The following is a 16,644-nucleotide window of genomic DNA, read 5'->3' as shown; positions in this document are numbered from 1 at the left end:
AAGATTGAATGGCTGACCTCCTCTCCATCATAAAAGGATAAGGCTTTCAGATGGGTAACTCCATATCATTTTATCTTCAACTGAAACCGGGTTATCATCATCAAAATTTTTAATAATGTGAAAACGTTATATCTTTATTACATAATGATATGGGTGCTAAATTATGAGTAAAGAAGCTCCTGCTATAATTCGTGATGAGTTCTTGTGCAAAGGTAAAAGAATTTCATTGTTTAAAAGAATTATAAAAATTGGGGATAAAGTTGTTGAGAAAGATGTTGTGAAATTTGGTAAGGCTGTTGTGATTGTGCCTGTTCTTAACAATGGCAAAATTGTTTTCATTAGACAGTGGAGAGCATCTGTTAACTCATGGGTTTTGGAGGTGCCAGCAGGAAGAGTTGAAGATGGTGAATCCCCTGAGGCTGCTGCAATGAGAGAGCTTAGGGAGGAAACAGGGTATGTTGCTAATAAGCTTACTCCTCTTGCAACAGTGTTTGTATCGCCTGGTTATAGTGATGAAATTCAAACAATTTTTGTTGCTAAAGAACTTAAATTTGTTGGTGCATCGCCAGAAGCCGGAGAGATCTTAGCCAATGTTTATATGACTCCTCAAGAATATTTAGATACTTTAAACAGTGGTGGTATAGCTGATTTAAAGACCTTGGCTGCTGTGCTATTGTATATCAATTTATATGATGAATAGTGTTGCTCCATCAAAATTTTAAGTCTTTATAACACACAGTTGTAATATGATGTGTGATGCTATATGATGTCTCTGCTACAACTATTTATAATATTAATCTTCTCAGCTTTTATCATAATTTTCATAGGTTTTCTAATTCTCTTTGCAAAAACATTGAGTGAGCAACGTCGTAAGGAAGGTGAGAAGAGAGTTGAGGGCGGTGCAGTAATTATAGTTGGTCCAATACCATTTGTTTTCGGAACTAGTACAGAAGTGACAAAGATTTTGATGATACTGGCTATCGCACTAACAATTGTTGCTATAGTAGCGTTCATACTTTTGAATTACATTACGATTAATCCATTTTTAGCTTGGAGGTGATATAGTGAATCTATATAAAATTGGCTTCATTCTAATTGTTTTTGGTATTGTATTACTGTTTATTGCTTCAATAATACCATTTATTATATACATGTTGAGCCCTCCTTCACCACCAAGCAGTGCAGGAGTTGGAGTTGGTGGATGTATAGTGATACTGTTTATACCAATATGTTTTAGCTTAGGGCAGCAGGCCCTTGTCATTCCATTGCTAGCAATATCAATAATTTTGTTAGTCATAGTAATGATTTTTGGGTATATGATATATAGAGAAACTAAGAAACATATTCAAACTAGCTTATAGAAAGATTGAATATGCTGAGTGTTAGTTATTGTGATAGCAGCAATACTAGCTGGAGGGAAATCGACAAGGTTTGGACAAGGCATTGACAAATGTCTTTATCCCATCTATGGAAAGCCCATGATAATGTTTGTATACAGTAAGCTTGTAAAATCGAAACAATTTATGGATTTATACATTGTTACATCTTGGGAAAAAGCAGAACACTTTTCTTCATTAGGATTGAAAGTTTTTATAGACAATTTTTTGTTGGGACCATTACCTGCCATATACCAAATTTTAAAAATGTTCAAATCAGTTTTTGTTATTGGATGTGACACTCCCCTTATTGAAGTCACTAGTATTGAGAGGTTTTGTTCTCTTTGCTTAGATAGTGCAGATGCCTGTATTCCAATGTGGAGAACAAGCAGGTATTTAGAGCCCTTGTTTGCAGTATATAGAGATGCTCTTTTGAAGACTTTAGAGATGTGTTTTTATAGTGGTGAATACAGCATAGCTAAATGTTTAAAAGATAGAGCATCTGTTCAATACATAGATGCTGAAAATGTTTTTAGGTTTCCATATAAAGAGGTTTTCAATGTGAATACTATAGAAGATTTAAATAAATTATATGACGTGGGTTATGATGAACTTGTTTAGCGATGTTGATATTGCAAAGCAAAAAGCTGCTGAAGAAGCATTGAAGAGAGTATTATCTCTAAAGCCAAGAATTCTTGGAGTTGGTACAGGATCAACTGTAGATGTTTTTATAGATATGCTTCCAAGATTTGAGAAAGAGCTTAGGAATGTTACTTTTGTTTGTGTTTCCCTTTACTCTGCATATAGAGTTGCCCAAAAAGGATTCAATGTTTCACAATTGAGTGTTGTAAGCGAGGTTGATGTTTATGTTGATGGAGCTGATGAGATTGATAGCAACATGAACATGATCAAAGGTGGGGGAGGGGCCTCAACACTGGAAAAAATAGTTGCTTATGCCTCTCGCTACAAAATATTTATTGTTGATTATACAAAGCTTGTGAAAAGACTTGGAGAAAAACATTCAATACCTGTAGAGGTTTTGCCAGAGGCTTTAAATGTTGTTTATAAAAAACTCAAAGAGCTTGGGTTTGAGGTAAGTATAAGAATGGTAAAGTCAGGAAAGTATGGTTTTGTGGTTTCAGATACAAGAGGTGTTATTTTAGATGTTAAGCCTTCTACTGATTTCGATCCTAAAGAGCTTGAACTTATTTTAAAAAGAATTCCAGGAGTTGTTGAAACAGGGCTTTTTGTGGATATGGCTGATGAGATAATTGTTGGATATCCAGATAGGGTAGAGGTTTTGAGAAGAATTAAAACATAGCACAGTCTTTATGTTCCAGTGCAAACGGCTTCCACAGGTTTTGTTTTTAGTTGTTCTCTAAGTAATATAATCATTGATAATGATCCTATGAAGTAGTCTATTTCCTCCTTAGTGTTATATATATAGAAACTAGCTCTAACACTACCAAATCTTTTGAGTCTTTCATCAACTTCATCAGGTACTGATTGTGGTGGGGGATATTCATGACTAATCCTAAGAGCGTAGTGAAGTGGATGTGCGCAATGCATTCCAGACCTTACAGCAATACCGAAATAATCAAGTGCTTGTGCAACAATATGAAAATGCAAATTCTTGACATTAAACGCCACTACACCTGTTTTATGATGCGTGTTTTTAGGCCCATAATAAATTATTTCATCTCCAAAAGTTTCTAACATCATCTTAAGCATATATTCAACTAGTTCAATCTCATGTCTTCTAACATTCTCCATTCCAATTTTCATCAAATACTCCGCTGCTACTGCAAGTCCTATAGCCGCTTCTATGTTTGGTGTACCAGCTTCAAATTTCCACGGCGGATTAAGCCATATAACATCATCTAGTGTAACATCCTTAATTGTATCTCCACCAACTTTGAATGGCTTTAATTCCTGCAGCAAATCCCTTCTACCCCACAAAACACCACTACCTGTTGGCCCAAGCATTTTATGTCCACTAAAAGCAAGAAAATCTACTCCAAGTTCCCTCACATCAGTTGGCATATGAGGAACGCTTTGAGCACCATCTGCAACAACCAAAGCGCCAACCTCCCTAGCTTTTTTAACAATCTTTCTAACATCATTTATTGTGCCAAGAACATTACTTGCAATAGGGAAGGCAACAACTTTTGTTTTTTCATTTATAACCTCATCGAGCTGATCATAGTTTAAATAACCATCATTTGTAACGTTTATGTATTTAATTCTAGCTTTTTTTATTTTTGCGATATGTCTCCAAGGAAGCATTGAGCTGTGATGATCCATTACTGTTAAAACTATTTCATCTCCTTCATTAATGTTGTGAAGACCCCAAGAATATGCTACAAGATTTAAACCCTCTGTAGTGTTATTCACAAATACTATTTCATCCCATGAATAAGCATTTATGAATTTAGCTAGCGTTTCATGTGCTTGTTCATACATTTGACTAGCTTCTTGACTAAGGGTATGAAAGCCTCTATGAACATTGGCATAGTGATTCACATAAAAATTTTTTATAGCTTCTATAACTTGAATGGGCTTCAAAGTTGAGGCAGCATTATCGAAGTATACAAGCTTTCTTTCATGAATCATCCTATTTAGTATTGGAAAATCCTTTCTAACCTCATCAGCGTTTAGCATGAGAATCTCCACTACAAGAAAAAGTGTTTTTCAACAGTTTTTAAACTTAATTCTAAAAACGTTTATCATTGTTTTTGCCACATCTAAAATTATCACTATTTTTAAGCCAATAAATTCTCATATTTATATGAACTATTATGGAAAACAGAAAAGATGCAAGGAAGTTTGCAGGTTATTTGGAGGGTTGGGTCTCAATAGCTATAAACACGATTTTATTCATTGCAAAGTTCTATTACGGTGTTTTGTTTAATTCCATAGCTGTTGTTGCAGATTCTATTCACACTTTATCAGATTCTTTAACATCTGTTGTTGTTATACTTGGGTTTTGGATAGGATATAAACCAGCTGATGAAGAGCATCCATTTGGACATGGAAGGGCTGAGCTTATTGCAACCATTGTTATAGGCTCTATGCTTGTAATGGTTGGCATAGACTTTATTCAGAGAAGTGTTAATAAACTTCTATCCAGAGAGGGATTGATTTTTAGCTGGATTCTTGTTGCAGTTCTCGCAATATCAGCTATAGTTAAAGAGGCTTTAGCTCTATGGGCTATAAAGCTTGGCAAAAAGTATGAGGCGCAATCAATAATTGCTGATGCATGGCATCATAGAAGTGATGCAATAGCCTCTGCCTTGCTTGCTATTGCAATAGTGCTTAGCGAAACTCTTTGGTGGCTTGATGGTGTTTTAGGCGTAGTTGTCTCAGCAATAATAATAGCAACAGCAATAAAGCTTGTTATAGAAACTGCGAGTGAAATACTTGGAAAAGCACCATCTGAAGAAGATCTTAAGAAACTTGAGAAGATAGTGTATGAGACAAGTCCCTTAGTTAAAGATGTTCATCATGTGCATATACATAAATATGGTGCACATATTGAGGTAACACTTCATGTGAGGCTAGATCCTGTTATGAGCTTGAATATGGCACATGAAATAGCAACACAAATAGAGAAAAATATTAGGGAAAAACTTGGTTGGGAAGCAACTGTGCATGTAGAACCTGTTAGAAAAGGATAATCAAATCAGCGTTAGTTGATGAAGTATCATCATTGTTTATCAGCGCTTAGACCCAACATCATCTAAATAATCCTCTCTTTTTCAACATTAGATATTAACTTGGTTTAATATTTTTCAATATCTATTCCCTCTCTATTCAAAATAGATCTAGATGCAATAACACCAGTTGCTGCTGCAACATTCATACCTCTTGAAAGCCCTGCACCATCTCCTGCAACAAAAACATTCTTAATATTTGTTTCAAGTTCTCTTGTAACCCTAGCTCTTATACTATAAAACTTTATTTCTGGCGCATACAACAGTGTTTGTTGAGATGCTACTCCAGGCATTATTATATCTAGTCTCTTCAATGCTTCTATAATATTCACAACAACCCTGTATGGGTATGCCATTGCTATATCTCCTGGAGTTACAGATTTCAATGTTGGATCAACAACACTTCTTTCTATTCTTGACCATGTACTTCTTCTACCAGCTTCCAAATCTCCAAATCTTTGAATTATTGGTTTTCCTCCTCCAAGTTTTGTTGCTAATCTTGCAATGCTTTTTCCATATGCAACAGTATCCTCAAATGGATCTGTTAATCTAACTGTTACGAGAAGTGCAAAGTTTGTGTTCTTGCTTTTTATAGTTGCAAAACTCTCTCCATTTACACCAACAGAATCATCTGGGTATCTTTCCTCAACTACAAGACCATTTGGATTTGTGCAAAAAGTTCTTGCCTTGTCATCATAGCTTTTTGTGTACATTATTATCTTTGGATCTCTAACAATTTTGGTGATAGGCTCTGTTACATATGCTGGAACCTCAACTCTTACACCAATGTCTAAAGGCCCAGGCTCAACATCTATACCCCTTTTCCTTGCTAATTGAGAAAACCACTCAGCACCAACTCTCCCAGGGGCTATGATAACATACTTGGATATTATATCACCTTTAGTTGTTTTTATTTTTATCTTCTCACCAATAGGCTCTATATCCAAGACCTCTGTATAGTCATGTATTGCAACTTCTCTACTTTTCAAGTAATCAACAATGTTTGCTATAACCTTTGGCATATTTTCAGAGCCTATAAGTCTCTGAGGAGTTGGAACAAATTTTGCTCCTGCCTTTGCTGCTAATCTTTCAAGTTCTGATGCTTGGTCATAGTCCATTGTATACACATTATCAGGTGCTCCAAACTTAACTAAAATGCTATCAACATATTGAATGAGCTTCTCAGCCTCTTCCCAGCTGCCAAGAAGCTTATCAAGATCCCCACCAACATCTGGCCTTAGATTCATTGTGCCACTGCTAAACGTTATTGCCCCACCAACTCCTGACATGACATGGCATGGTCTGCAAAGAACACACTCCCTATCCCTTGCAAGTTTTTTCAGATTCAGCATTGGGCATGTTCTAAAAGGATTTCCACTACCCATTTCAATAACTGCTATTCTAAGTCTTCCAAATCCATATGTTGAAAGCTCATAAGCTGCAAAAAGTCCTGCTACACCACCACCAACAATAGCAACATCATATAACTTCTCCATTTACCTCCACCCAAACCCAAGTTCCTTTCTTCTATCAATTGTACACAAAACATCTTCCCCAGTACTAATAATTGTTATTGGAGTTTTCAACGCATTTTCGATGTTCTCCAACCAACTTCTAGCATCTTTTGACAACTTATTCCACTCCCTCACACATTTATCAACTGGATACAGAACATCAAGCTTTGTTATAGCCACTTGTGTTGCAGAATTTAACATTACCGCTCTTTTAGCAAGCTCCACATTAAATAATGCAGCTCTTCTTCTCCTACCCGTAACGGTTGCGATCTCCACAAGACCAAGTCTCTCAGCTTCCTCTGGCGCAAGCTCCCCATCTAGTGGACCACCACCAACTCTTGTAACATAAGATTTAAAGACCACCATAACCTCATCGATTTTCTTAGGCCCAACACCAACTTCTGATGCAAATGCTGATGCTGTAGTATCTCTACTTGTAACATAAGGATATGTACCATGGTAAAGACTAAGAAAAGTTCCTTGAACACCTTCTACATAGACTAGCTCACCCTTATCAATAGCATTATTAACTTCTAAAGCAACATCAACAAGATAATTTCTAAGCTCTTCAAAATCCTTTGCAAGCCTAAGTCTTCTCAAAACCCTATCAGCCATGGCAAATCCAACACCTTGAAGAGTTGAGCCAACATCTCTTACAAGAAAAGAGTCGTTCCTCTCTGCTTCAACATGCCTATTCTCAATAACACCAGCATTTCTATCAACAAATATTCTATCCCCAGCACCAGTCTCCATCAACTCATTGAAAAACACATCAAGTCTAATCAAAGCACCAGCAGGGATCATAAGCTTAGTAAATTTATTAACGAAAAACGATGGAACAAGTCTCAGCTTCCACATCCTACCATTATAAACAACAGTGTGACCAGCATTTATAGAACCACATCTAATAGCAATAAACGGGTTATCTGCTATAGCTAAATACGCTGCTATCTTACCCTTACCTTCATCACCAAAAAATCCACCAACAATGATGGCTAGAGGCACTTCAACCACCCATTAACTCTATGTACAGAAAATGCTAAGCACATATACTCATAACAAATGTTTGCAATATTCTTTCTACAAGTATTTAAAACTAACAATAAAACCCTTTGCTGAAAGCTTTCAGCAACTCAGATTAAAAAGTTTTAGTCTAAATGCTAAATGATTAATACAGAGTCAATTAATCAAAGCTTTTTACATAAACTCATTCTTGTTTTTGTTTCTTAATATATCAGCACAAAAGCTTAAATTGCGAAAAAATGATTGTTGAAATGATCAAGTATGGGTAAACAGGGATTTGAAAAAGTTATTGTTACTGGTGGAGCTGGGTTTATTGGTAGCCACATGGTTGACTACATAGTTGTAAAGAGTCTTGCCAATAAAATTGTGGTTATAGATAATTTCAGTAGTGGTTCTATAAAAAATGTTGAGCATCATATAGGTAAAGATTATTTTGAGCTCATCAATGCTGATCTAAAGAGTTTTGAGAGTAAATGGGTTGATGTTTTTAAAGATGCTGATGCTGTTTTTCACTTTGCTGCTAATCCAGAGGTTAGAATATCATCTACAGATCCCAGAATTCACTTCAATGAAAACATAGTTGCAACATTCAATGTCTTAGAGGCAGCAAGAAAATTCGATGTTACTACACACTTTTTTGCAAGTTCATCAACTGTTTATGGTGATGCTGATAAAATTCCAACACCAGAAGACCACGCTTTAAAGCCTATTTCTGTATATGGAGCTTCTAAAGCTGCTTGTGAAATGCTCTACTACTCATATTCTCATTTATACGGATTCAATGTGGCTATTGGAAGATATGCAAATATAATTGGCTATAGATCTAACCACGGAGTTATAATAGACTTTATAAACAAATTGAGGAAAAACCCAAATATTCTTGAAATACTAGGCGATGGCACACAAAGAAAGAGCTATTTACACGTTTCAGACGCTGTAGAAGCCACGGCAATTATAACCCTATATGCAAAGGAAAGAAAGGGATATCACGTATTTAACATAGGTAATGATGATTGGATAACAGTTAAAGAAATTGCAGATATTACTGTTAATGAAATGGAGCTTAAAAATGTTCAATACAAATATATTCTCGTTACACCAGATGGGCGTGGATGGCCAGGTGATGTAAAGCTGATGCTATTGGATATAACAAAGATTAAGAGCCTAACCTCCTGGAGACCAAAGCTATCATCAAAAGATGCTGTAAGAAAAACAGTTAGAGAGATTTTGGGAAAAGAAAAATTTAGTTGGATATAAACTGAGTAGAGAATGCATCTATACAAGTATCTGAAAATCAATGATATTTGAAGAAGCTTCAACAACTAATTATGGTAAAAAGAGTGGGCAACGCTGAGCAACAATGGTCAGAAGGGGTTATTTAATCATCTATCATTAAGGATGCGATTCTTCATCCCAAGATATCTGACCTCCTCCCCGCCCTGAAGGGTGAGGGTTCTTTTAGAGCGGCTCATAGGTTTCCAGCATCTATTTGTTTTCACATCTGTCATCTGGGAGGCAGTTGGGGTGGTTAGAGATCCCCCATCTGAATACTCTTGGTTGCCAATCCCGCATCGGATCCTTGGGGCAACCCATCATCGAATAGTGAATACTACCAGCACTAATCATCGCTAGATAATATGAGGCTCAAAACTTATAAACCTTCATCCCCGCCATTAAATGACAAGGTTTTCAGTTGTAATTTGTCCATCAATCCTATTGCAAATGACATTTAAAACTTAATGTATTTGCTTGAATAAATGAAGTGTATGAAAATAAGCAAAAATATCGAGCCACAAACTGTAGGTGTTGTGACAGGCGGGACAATAAATTTACTGTATTTACTGTTTGGTTTATTTATTGCCTATTCCTTTAAAAATATTAAATATTGTGATTCAAGCTTATAAATCTTTGACTAAGGCCATAAAATATAGCATGTGGTATTTAGATAGGTTTGTGATGAGCGAGAATCCGGGTCTGAGAAATAGTAAGATGATGAGCGGTGCAAACGCTGAGTTAGGTAGTTTCAATGCCATTTAATAATCTAGGAATTTGCAAAAGTTGTTATTGGAGAATATAGGCAATATAGGCACAGCTCTATATGAGTATATATTTAAACCTTCAAAAAGCTGCTAAACTCAAAATAACATTATTTAATTAAAACCAATTCTTTTTTAACAAATTCAATACGGAAAAATAACACTGTATACGTATTTACTTTCAATACCAAGGAAAATGCTAACCTTGATTAAAATCTAGGATGTTGTTTTAGTTATTTGCTAGGACATTATATATTTCTGAGATGAATATAACTTCCTCCCAATTCTGAAAAGACAAGGCTTTCAGTTGTAAAATTGTATCTATCATTAGTGTTATTGATCAATTACTAGGACAAGAAATTTCTTCGAGATTATGATGCAATATTAGCAAATAGCAAAATTATGATACATATTAGATATTGGGGCAAAAATACTTCACTTTTTAAGTAATGCCATTAGGGCGCCAATTATAAACCCTATTGATACTGGACCTATTGTCATGAGACCAAGCAGTATGGCTAAGCTTTTTAGGCTTTCTATTGTTAATCCAACGGTTTTTAGAACATCTGATGGTGTTGCTCCAAGAGACCAGACGGATAGTAATGTTCCTAGAGCTAGTATTGCTATGAATGCTAGAATATATTTTAATGCTTTTACAGAGACATAGCCAAGGGCAAGCCCGAGAAGGAATTGAACAAGCATTACAAGATAGCTTTGATAGTTACTCAATATAACATCTATAGCGCTACCCATGCAGCATCACATAGAATAGTAGTGTTTTTGAGTATATAAGCTTACATTGTTTCAGCATTATTTGTTAAATTAATTTTTATTTTGGCCAAATGTATATAGTATATCTCTATATACTTGTAAATACCTGTAAAAATTGTTTTGTTAAAGGCGATAATAAGTTTGTCAACAAATGTTGAAATACAAAGAAGTAATGCTATAAAGAAACTCTATTTTAGGGTTTCAACACTTTCATTTTCAAATAATCTTGTATCTCCAATTCTACCTTATCTAATAGTTTACTATGGTGGAGGTGTAAAAGAAAGTGGAGTATTTCAAGCTTCTAACAATTTACTTGGTAACATAGGACAGATTATTTGGGGTAGAATAAGTGATGTAACTGGTTTTCGAAAGCTAATGCTCTTACTTGGCTCGTTACCAATGCTTCTAGTATCTACGATTTATCTAATGCTTATCACATTGTTTAATTCTATTAATCCATATGAAATCATAACTCTATCTGCTATAGCAACCTTCATAGGATCTTCATCTGCACCAGTAATTGGTGATGTTATCAGTGATCTCTCAGACTATTCTAGAAGAGCAGTTGTATATTCTATACATTCGAATCTATCTGCAATATTTAGCATTGTTGGTAACTTGGTAACCACAATAATTTTCCAAGCTGTCTCAAACACATCTACAGCAATTTCTATGATAATACTACTTGCTTTTACATCAGCATCAGCATCTGTTTTAGTAACACTATCCATTCCTAAAAGCATTATTGATAAAAACATTAATACAATACCAGGTGGTAAAGTAGCATTATTAAACATAATAGAATATGTGAAGAGCTTTAAAATCTCTTTGTCAAACAAAAAATTTAGAGGATTTGCATTTGCAAATACATTCTATAATTTTTCATTATCTTTGGCCTGGCCACTCTTTATAATAACTCAGCGAAGTGTTTTAAACTTGTCACCAGCACAAATAACCTCGTTCTCCATAGCCTCTAACGCCATGATGATTCTTAGTCAATACATAACTGGAAGACATGTAAGTAGAAACAAATACAGGTTTTTTACACTTGTGAATAGATTTGGTCTTGTTATGGTTCCTTTAACCTATGCATTTTCAACAGATTATATACAAATTTTGTTGCTAAATATATTCGTAGGTTTTGTTAGTGGTTTTACAAATATAATATTTCCAATGTACATAGTAGAATGCGCCGAAGAAAAGGATAGAGCAACGTTTTTTGGTGTTTACAATACACTCATAGGCTTGGCAAGCTTTGCAGGTTCCATGGTAGGAGGACTGGTATCTGGTTATCTTATTACAATATTTGGATTAGTTCAAGGACTTAGAATATCATATTTAATATCAGCAATAATGAGGTTCATCTCAGCTGTTATAACTCTAAAGATTAAGGAATATGTGTACTAGGTATCAGAGTTTTTGCATGGTTGGTACATTTCATTTTTAATTTTTATATATTCTTATTATAAATGAAACCTACAAGTAAAACTCTTATATGTCTTATGGGTTTAGCATATGGATTCAAAAAGATTTGCATTAATAGTTATAACCATTGTCATGCTTGCTTTAGGTTTTACTGGAGGTTACTTATACACTTTAAGCAAATATACGCTACATACATTAACTACAACAGTTACTGAAACCATTTATAAGACCATTACATCTCCTTATCCAATCACAACTGAAGTATCATCTGTTTCTATAGTTACTAAGCCTACTAATTTATCCACCACTTCGATTAGTACATATACCTATACAATAACACTACTCTTTATTGAGACCATGACAAAGACCATAAGCTCATCTACACAAATAGTTCTAAGATACCCATCAATTCATTTAACTAAGATCGATTTTAATAATGATGGAATTTACGATGCTGTTGTAGAGATAAATCCATGGAATATGAAAAGTGCTAAAGGAGATCAGATAATGATTATAGATGTTCTTAAAAAATCTATTGAAACAAATATAAGTTTGATAGATGTAATACCGGCAGAATGGGTTAATGGCTACCCAGAGATAGCAATTGGTAGAAAGCCTTGGTACACATCATATGCTAATGGATTTAGAGTTTCCTTTCCAATGAAAATTAGAAACGCTACCCCATTCGTAATTTCATTCTATATTTGCATTAAGGATCTGCATCCACAAATGAATCTAAATATAGCTGCTGATGCTTGGATTGTTAGAGAAGCCATTGCTAAGTCTCCTGGAACAGCGCCAAGCAATGGTGATTTAGAGATAATGGTGTGGCTATTCAATCAGAACCTAAATCCAGCTGGAAACAAAGTTGGGGAAATAACAATACCAATAGCTCTAAATGAATCAATAGTTAATGCACAATGGGAGGTGTGGAGAATGGATAGCGTTTCGTGGGGTGGGTGGCAATATATAGCGTTTAAGCCCAAGGGATGGAGGCATATCTGTGGTTATGTAGCCTATAATCCTATAGACTTTGTAAAGGCTGCTGCTAAGTTTGCAACGTTTGATATATCTAATCATTATCTTCTTGGATGGGAAATAGGCACAGAATGGGGAGCAAGAACATCAAATGGTGTTGCAAGATTATCATGGATATTAAAAGACTTTGAGGTCATTCCTGGTGCATCAATTCAAAAACAATAAACTTTAAAACAATTTCTTATTAACATTTGCTGTTGTTGAATAATCTCAAATTCATTGTTTAACAATTAATAATTAATGTTCTTAGCTTTACTATCTTTTTCTTAGAAGCAGTATCCCTTCATCAGTAGGTATTATGGTAGCAAACCAGTTAATTTTATGTGCTTCATTCAAGATTTTTTCTACAATATTTTTAACCATGTATGCATTGTGAAAAGCCATTAACCCTCCTTTAGCTAGTTTATTTTTTGCAGCTATGAACATGTCAAAGTATTTATTCTTATCAATATCTATAAAGATAAAGTTTAGAGTTTCGAAATCAAATTTTCTTTCAACAAACTCAATAGCATCGTCATTAATAGAATACACCTTTACACAACTAGCTTTCAACATTCCTAGAGTTTTCTCTAACTCTAAAAATCTAGTTTTGTCTCTTTCAATAGCATATAAAACCCCCTCAGCACAGGCATCTTCCAATGCTTTTAACAACCACAACGTTGAATAACCTACTCCAGCACCAGCATCAATTACAACAACATTGTTTTTCTCAGTTGCTAAGACATATAGCAAAGAATACAATGCAATACCATCATCAATATCTATCCTAGGAACACCAAAATCATCACATTTTCTTTCAACAATTCTTAAAATAGCGAAAAAATCATCCATATTTTAAAACCACCAATATTTTAAAACAACTTTCTTAAAATAATTAATAAAATTTTGCTTAAAACATTGTTGTGTAAAGCCAAGGAAAAAATCAATGTTTATAGCATTTAAAGGGATTTAGGAATATTTTTGCACTCTGGATCCTGACCTAATTAAATTCAAACATTTGAAACAATGCCTTATGCATTTCTGAAGTTGTTTATAGATATATATAAACTTATTTACAATTGTTACAAGAAAATCTAATAATAGAGGGTGATAAAGTTTATAACCCTAGGCCTTTGCAAATGATTTTTAGGTGCTTGCTTATTATGATATATGACTTTGTCATGTCTTTACTAGGTGTTTTGCTAATACTCTATGTAATTTCGTTTACATTATATCTTGTCAGGGTTTTTAAGGGTCCTACAATTCCTGATAGAGTTTTGGCTATAGATTCTCTTGGATATGACTTAGCTGCTTTCATGGTTATTCTATCAGTATACCTGAGATCACCATTGATAGCTGTATGTGCACTTTCACTTTCTCTATGGATATTTGTTTTAGATATCTATGTGGCTAAATACCTTGAGGCTAGAGAAATGGGTGATTAAATTGATTGATTTAATTCTAATTGTTTTAGGTTTGATATTGGTAATCATAGGTGTTTTTTGTGATTTTGTTGGTGCTATAGGTTTAATTAGGCTTCCAAACTTTTTTACAAGACTTCATGCAGCAACTGTTGGAGCTATTGGTGGAGCTGTTATTCCAATGCTTGGAGCTGCTTTAATAGCTTTGGGATATGAACCTCTTGGAGAAACAAGATTCATTTTAGCTGGTGTAGCCTTTACAACAAGCCTTATAACAATGGTATTAGCCCAAGCAGGTTCTCATGCACTTGCAAGAGCAGCATATAGAGCTAGGGCAGCTCCCCTACAGCCAATAATATACGATGCATTATCTGAAAAGAATGGAAAAGGTGAAAAACAATCGACGTAACACCTCTGATAATCGCTTTTATAGCTGCTATAATAAGTGTTGTCTCAACATGGCTTGCTGTACAAGAAAAGGACTTAATAATAGCAACACTTTTTTCAGCTGTTCAAAGCACATGCTATGCTCTATTATACTACCTTCTAATGGCTCCAGACATAGTTCTGGTATATCTCCCAGTATCTGTTGGTCTTCTACCACTACTCACAATAACACTAATCAAAAAGACTGAGAGGTTTGAGGAATGAGGGTAAGTGATATTGTTGCAGGACTTTCCATGGCTATATTGGCAATAATTCTTTCCTATTTAATGGTTTATGGAGGGTTGGGACCAATAGCTCCATATAATCTAAGGCCTTTAGCTGTAAGCTACTTGAACTATACGTATAATCCATGGGAAATAAAGTTAAGTGCTATGGCACCTGAAGGTGTTACATCTATTGTTTGGGATTATAGAGGGCTTGATACATATTTTGAAACTTCTGTGTTGTTCATAGCATTGATTGGGCTTTTAGCATTGTTTAGAGGTTCAAATATTGTTCAAGGTATTAGCAATAAAGGATTATCGCTAATAGTTAAAACAACTACTAAAATCGTGGCCCCCTTAATACTTGTTGCAGGAGTATCACTTGCTTACCATGGTCACTTAACACCTGGAGGTGGTTTCCAAGGAGGATCATTTATGACTGTAGCCATAGCGTTAATTGTTGTAGCATTTTCAATAGAGTTCATAGCTCAGAAAAAAATAACCATAGACAAGCTGTTGATTATTAGGTGGATAGGGTTAATATTCATAGTCCTTACAGCGGTGTTTTTACTTATCAAAGCATTAATCTTTGGAGGTTATGCATATATTTTCCAAAACATGATTAGAATAGGATCTCAGTATACCATGCCCTCATGGTTTCTAGACAGACCCTTGGGTGGAATACTATTCTTCTTCAATGTTTCAGAGTCTGTAGCTGTTGTTGGAGGGTTGTCTCTAGGTATTGTCCTATTATCTTTAAGAGATGAAGAAGTAAAACATGTTATTGGAGGAGAGGAGCATGAGTAATGTAGAATCATTTCTGTTAACATCAATTGTTATTTCTCTAATAATAAATACAGCTATATCACTTTACGGAGTTTTTTCAAAGCCTTCACTAATAAAGAAATTCATAGCTTTAACCATTTTCTCAGATAGTATAAACAGTTTTGCTATTTTCATTGGGTTTAGAAGAACTTCTGAAGCTTATCCATCAATAGCTGTACACCATGAAATTCCAAGAAACGTTACAGAAATTCATCAATTTGTTTCTTCAGCTGTAGATCCACTTCCACAGGCCCTGGTTCTCACTGCTATAGTTATTGGTCTTGCAGTGAACATGTTTCTCATAGGATTGATAATTTTGTTTTACAAATACTATGGCACTACAAATGTGAGAAAGGTGAGGATATGAAAAAAGTATTAACATATATAACAGTATTCTTGTACGTATATCTGTTCTACGTAATTTTTACAGGAGGTATAGCAGAGTTTAGTTTAGTTCTTGGATTAATAGGATCTGTAATATTAACAACTTTCTTAACTTCATTCATTATTCAAAGGGAGATCGTGTTTGGAGATTTAAAGAGGTTTTTCTACCTTGTATTTTACTATTTTCGGTATATGATTATTGATGAGGTTAAGGCTCATGCAATGGTGATAAAAATTGTTCTTAGTCCTAAAATTGATATTAGACCTGCTATTGTTAAAGTTCCATTCAATGTAAAAACACATTATGGAATAACCCTAGTTGCTGGCTCCATCACCAACACCCCAGGCACATGTGTTGTAGATGTTGATGAAGAGAAGAAGGTGTTATATGTTCATTGGATATATGCTACAACAACAGATCCCAAAAAAGCTAGAGAGGAAATATCAAAGGTTTTTGAAGAATATGCTATGAAAATTTTTGGGTGAAAA

The 16,644-nt window shown here is 34.7% G+C and carries 20 protein-coding genes; 15 read left to right on the top strand and 5 right to left on the bottom strand.

The window, feature by feature from the left end:
• Positions 1–163 precede the first annotated feature (163 nt).
• The 5 genes from QPL79_RS04450 to rpiA all read left to right on the top strand — a co-directional run bounded on the left by QPL79_RS04450 (position 164) and on the right by rpiA (position 2,697).
• Positions 164–700 carry an NUDIX hydrolase gene (locus QPL79_RS04450; RefSeq protein WP_285273581.1) on the top strand — a complete coding sequence of 179 codons (537 nt, stop codon included), beginning with the start codon at positions 164–166 and terminating at the stop codon, positions 698–700.
• A 63-nt stretch (positions 701–763) separates the two neighbouring features.
• Positions 764–1,060: a TIGR00304 family membrane protein gene (locus QPL79_RS04445; protein WP_285273580.1), complete on the top strand. Its 297-nt coding sequence runs from the start codon at positions 764–766 to the stop codon at positions 1,058–1,060.
• Between the two features lie 4 nt (positions 1,061–1,064).
• Entirely contained in the window at positions 1,065–1,361 is a 297-nt protein-coding gene (locus QPL79_RS04440) for a hypothetical protein (RefSeq protein ID WP_285273579.1), read from the top strand.
• A gap of 30 nt (positions 1,362–1,391) precedes the next feature.
• A complete protein-coding gene (gene mobA / locus QPL79_RS04435) occupies positions 1,392–1,997 on the top strand; it encodes a molybdenum cofactor guanylyltransferase (RefSeq protein ID WP_285273578.1) in 606 nt (201 codons plus the stop codon).
• Positions 1,990–2,697: a ribose-5-phosphate isomerase RpiA gene (gene rpiA, locus QPL79_RS04430; RefSeq protein ID WP_285273577.1), complete on the top strand. Its 708-nt coding sequence runs from the start codon at positions 1,990–1,992 to the stop codon at positions 2,695–2,697. Before mobA ends, rpiA begins: the two co-directional genes overlap by 8 nt.
• 8 nt (positions 2,698–2,705) lie before the next feature.
• On the opposite strand, the gene QPL79_RS04425 is transcribed toward rpiA, so the two are convergent.
• Positions 2,706–4,037 carry an aminotransferase class V-fold PLP-dependent enzyme gene (locus QPL79_RS04425; protein WP_285273576.1) on the bottom strand — a complete coding sequence of 444 codons (1,332 nt, stop codon included), beginning with the start codon at positions 4,035–4,037 and terminating at the stop codon, positions 2,706–2,708.
• A gap of 137 nt (positions 4,038–4,174) precedes the next feature.
• Here QPL79_RS04425 and QPL79_RS04420 point away from each other — a divergent pair, with 137 nt between their 5' ends.
• Entirely contained in the window at positions 4,175–5,053 is an 879-nt protein-coding gene (locus QPL79_RS04420; protein ID WP_285273575.1) for a cation diffusion facilitator family transporter, read from the top strand.
• 104 nt (positions 5,054–5,157) lie between these two features.
• Here QPL79_RS04420 and QPL79_RS04415 read toward each other — a convergent pair whose 3' ends face one another.
• Positions 5,158–6,585, bottom strand: coding sequence for an NAD(P)/FAD-dependent oxidoreductase (locus QPL79_RS04415; protein WP_285273574.1), 1,428 nt, complete (start codon positions 6,583–6,585; stop codon positions 5,158–5,160).
• On the bottom strand, positions 6,586–7,608 hold the full coding sequence (locus tag QPL79_RS04410; protein ID WP_285273573.1) for an adenylosuccinate synthetase: 1,023 nt from the start codon (positions 7,606–7,608) through the stop codon (positions 6,586–6,588).
• 279 nt (positions 7,609–7,887) lie between these two features.
• Between QPL79_RS04410 and QPL79_RS04405 the strand changes: the two genes are divergently transcribed.
• Positions 7,888–8,883, top strand: coding sequence for an NAD-dependent epimerase/dehydratase family protein (locus tag QPL79_RS04405; protein WP_285273572.1), 996 nt, complete (start codon positions 7,888–7,890; stop codon positions 8,881–8,883).
• 1,214 nt (positions 8,884–10,097) lie between these two features.
• Here the strand turns inward: QPL79_RS04405 and QPL79_RS04400 are convergent.
• Positions 10,098–10,415: a hypothetical protein gene (locus QPL79_RS04400; RefSeq protein ID WP_285273571.1), complete on the bottom strand. Its 318-nt coding sequence runs from the start codon at positions 10,413–10,415 to the stop codon at positions 10,098–10,100.
• Between the two features lie 159 nt (positions 10,416–10,574).
• On the opposite strand from QPL79_RS04400, the gene QPL79_RS04395 reads away from it, so the two are divergent.
• On the top strand, positions 10,575–11,840 hold the full coding sequence (locus QPL79_RS04395) for an MFS transporter (RefSeq protein WP_285273570.1): 1,266 nt from the start codon (positions 10,575–10,577) through the stop codon (positions 11,838–11,840).
• Between the two features lie 108 nt (positions 11,841–11,948).
• The gene (locus QPL79_RS04390; RefSeq protein WP_285273569.1) at positions 11,949–13,061 is read left to right on the top strand and encodes a GH12 family glycosyl hydrolase domain-containing protein; all 1,113 of its coding nucleotides are present in this window, start codon (positions 11,949–11,951) and stop codon (positions 13,059–13,061) included.
• A gap of 90 nt (positions 13,062–13,151) precedes the next feature.
• On the opposite strand, the gene QPL79_RS04385 is transcribed toward QPL79_RS04390, so the two are convergent.
• Positions 13,152–13,727 carry an O-methyltransferase gene (locus QPL79_RS04385; protein WP_285273568.1) on the bottom strand — a complete coding sequence of 192 codons (576 nt, stop codon included), beginning with the start codon at positions 13,725–13,727 and terminating at the stop codon, positions 13,152–13,154.
• Positions 13,728–14,038: 311 nt separating this feature from the next.
• Between QPL79_RS04385 and QPL79_RS04380 the strand changes: the two genes are divergently transcribed.
• The 6 genes from QPL79_RS04380 to QPL79_RS04355 are packed head-to-tail and all read left to right on the top strand — an operon-like array spanning position 14,039 to position 16,641.
• Positions 14,039–14,320, top strand: coding sequence for an MrpF/PhaF family protein (locus QPL79_RS04380; RefSeq protein WP_285273567.1), 282 nt, complete (start codon positions 14,039–14,041; stop codon positions 14,318–14,320).
• 1 nt (position 14,321) lies between these two features.
• Positions 14,322–14,705 (top strand): monovalent cation/H(+) antiporter subunit G, encoded by a 384-nt coding sequence (gene mnhG, locus QPL79_RS04375; RefSeq protein WP_438839350.1) that lies wholly within the window; start codon positions 14,322–14,324, stop codon positions 14,703–14,705.
• Entirely contained in the window at positions 14,696–14,947 is a 252-nt protein-coding gene (locus tag QPL79_RS04370; protein ID WP_285273745.1) for a Na(+)/H(+) antiporter subunit B, read from the top strand. The genes mnhG and QPL79_RS04370 overlap by 10 nt, the downstream gene beginning before the upstream one ends.
• Positions 14,944–15,753: an MnhB domain-containing protein gene (locus QPL79_RS04365; protein WP_285273566.1), complete on the top strand. Its 810-nt coding sequence runs from the start codon at positions 14,944–14,946 to the stop codon at positions 15,751–15,753. The genes QPL79_RS04370 and QPL79_RS04365 overlap by 4 nt, the downstream gene beginning before the upstream one ends.
• Complete coding sequence (locus tag QPL79_RS04360) at positions 15,746–16,138, top strand: sodium:proton antiporter (RefSeq protein WP_285273565.1); 393 nt, start codon at positions 15,746–15,748, stop codon at positions 16,136–16,138. Before QPL79_RS04365 ends, QPL79_RS04360 begins: the two co-directional genes overlap by 8 nt.
• Positions 16,135–16,641: a Na+/H+ antiporter subunit E gene (locus QPL79_RS04355; RefSeq protein ID WP_285273564.1), complete on the top strand. Its 507-nt coding sequence runs from the start codon at positions 16,135–16,137 to the stop codon at positions 16,639–16,641. Before QPL79_RS04360 ends, QPL79_RS04355 begins: the two co-directional genes overlap by 4 nt.
• The last annotated feature ends 3 nt before the right edge of the window (positions 16,642–16,644 follow it).

The organism is Ignisphaera cupida (genome assembly GCF_030186535.1).
Lineage (GTDB): Archaea > Thermoproteota > Thermoprotei_A > Sulfolobales > Ignisphaeraceae > Ignisphaera > Ignisphaera cupida.
The sequence above is the reverse complement of the archived record's forward strand: the minus strand, read 5'-3'. Positions and strand labels throughout refer to the sequence as shown.

Bases quoted from the DNA above. Each gene is read 5' to 3' on its own strand.
- QPL79_RS04360 (WP_285273565.1), top strand. From the start codon at position 15,746: ATGAGTAATGTAGAATCATTTCTGTTAACATCAATTGTTATTTCTCTA.
- QPL79_RS04355 (WP_285273564.1), top strand. From the start codon at position 16,135: ATGAAAAAAGTATTAACATATATAACAGTATTCTTGTACGTATATCTG.
- QPL79_RS04390 (WP_285273569.1), top strand. From the start codon at position 11,949: ATGGATTCAAAAAGATTTGCATTAATAGTTATAACCATTGTCATGCTT.
- QPL79_RS04445 (WP_285273580.1), top strand. From the start codon at position 764: ATGATGTCTCTGCTACAACTATTTATAATATTAATCTTCTCAGCTTTT.
- QPL79_RS04420 (WP_285273575.1), top strand. From the start codon at position 4,175: ATGGAAAACAGAAAAGATGCAAGGAAGTTTGCAGGTTATTTGGAGGGT.
- QPL79_RS04405 (WP_285273572.1), top strand. From the start codon at position 7,888: ATGGGTAAACAGGGATTTGAAAAAGTTATTGTTACTGGTGGAGCTGGG.
- QPL79_RS04380 (WP_285273567.1), top strand. From the start codon at position 14,039: ATGATATATGACTTTGTCATGTCTTTACTAGGTGTTTTGCTAATACTC.
- QPL79_RS04415 (WP_285273574.1), bottom strand. From the start codon at position 6,585: ATGGAGAAGTTATATGATGTTGCTATTGTTGGTGGTGGTGTAGCAGGA.
- QPL79_RS04450 (WP_285273581.1), top strand. From the start codon at position 164: ATGAGTAAAGAAGCTCCTGCTATAATTCGTGATGAGTTCTTGTGCAAA.
- QPL79_RS04385 (WP_285273568.1), bottom strand. From the start codon at position 13,727: ATGGATGATTTTTTCGCTATTTTAAGAATTGTTGAAAGAAAATGTGAT.
- QPL79_RS04425 (WP_285273576.1), bottom strand. From the start codon at position 4,037: ATGCTAAACGCTGATGAGGTTAGAAAGGATTTTCCAATACTAAATAGG.
- QPL79_RS04400 (WP_285273571.1), bottom strand. From the start codon at position 10,415: ATGGGTAGCGCTATAGATGTTATATTGAGTAACTATCAAAGCTATCTT.
- QPL79_RS04365 (WP_285273566.1), top strand. From the start codon at position 14,944: ATGAGGGTAAGTGATATTGTTGCAGGACTTTCCATGGCTATATTGGCA.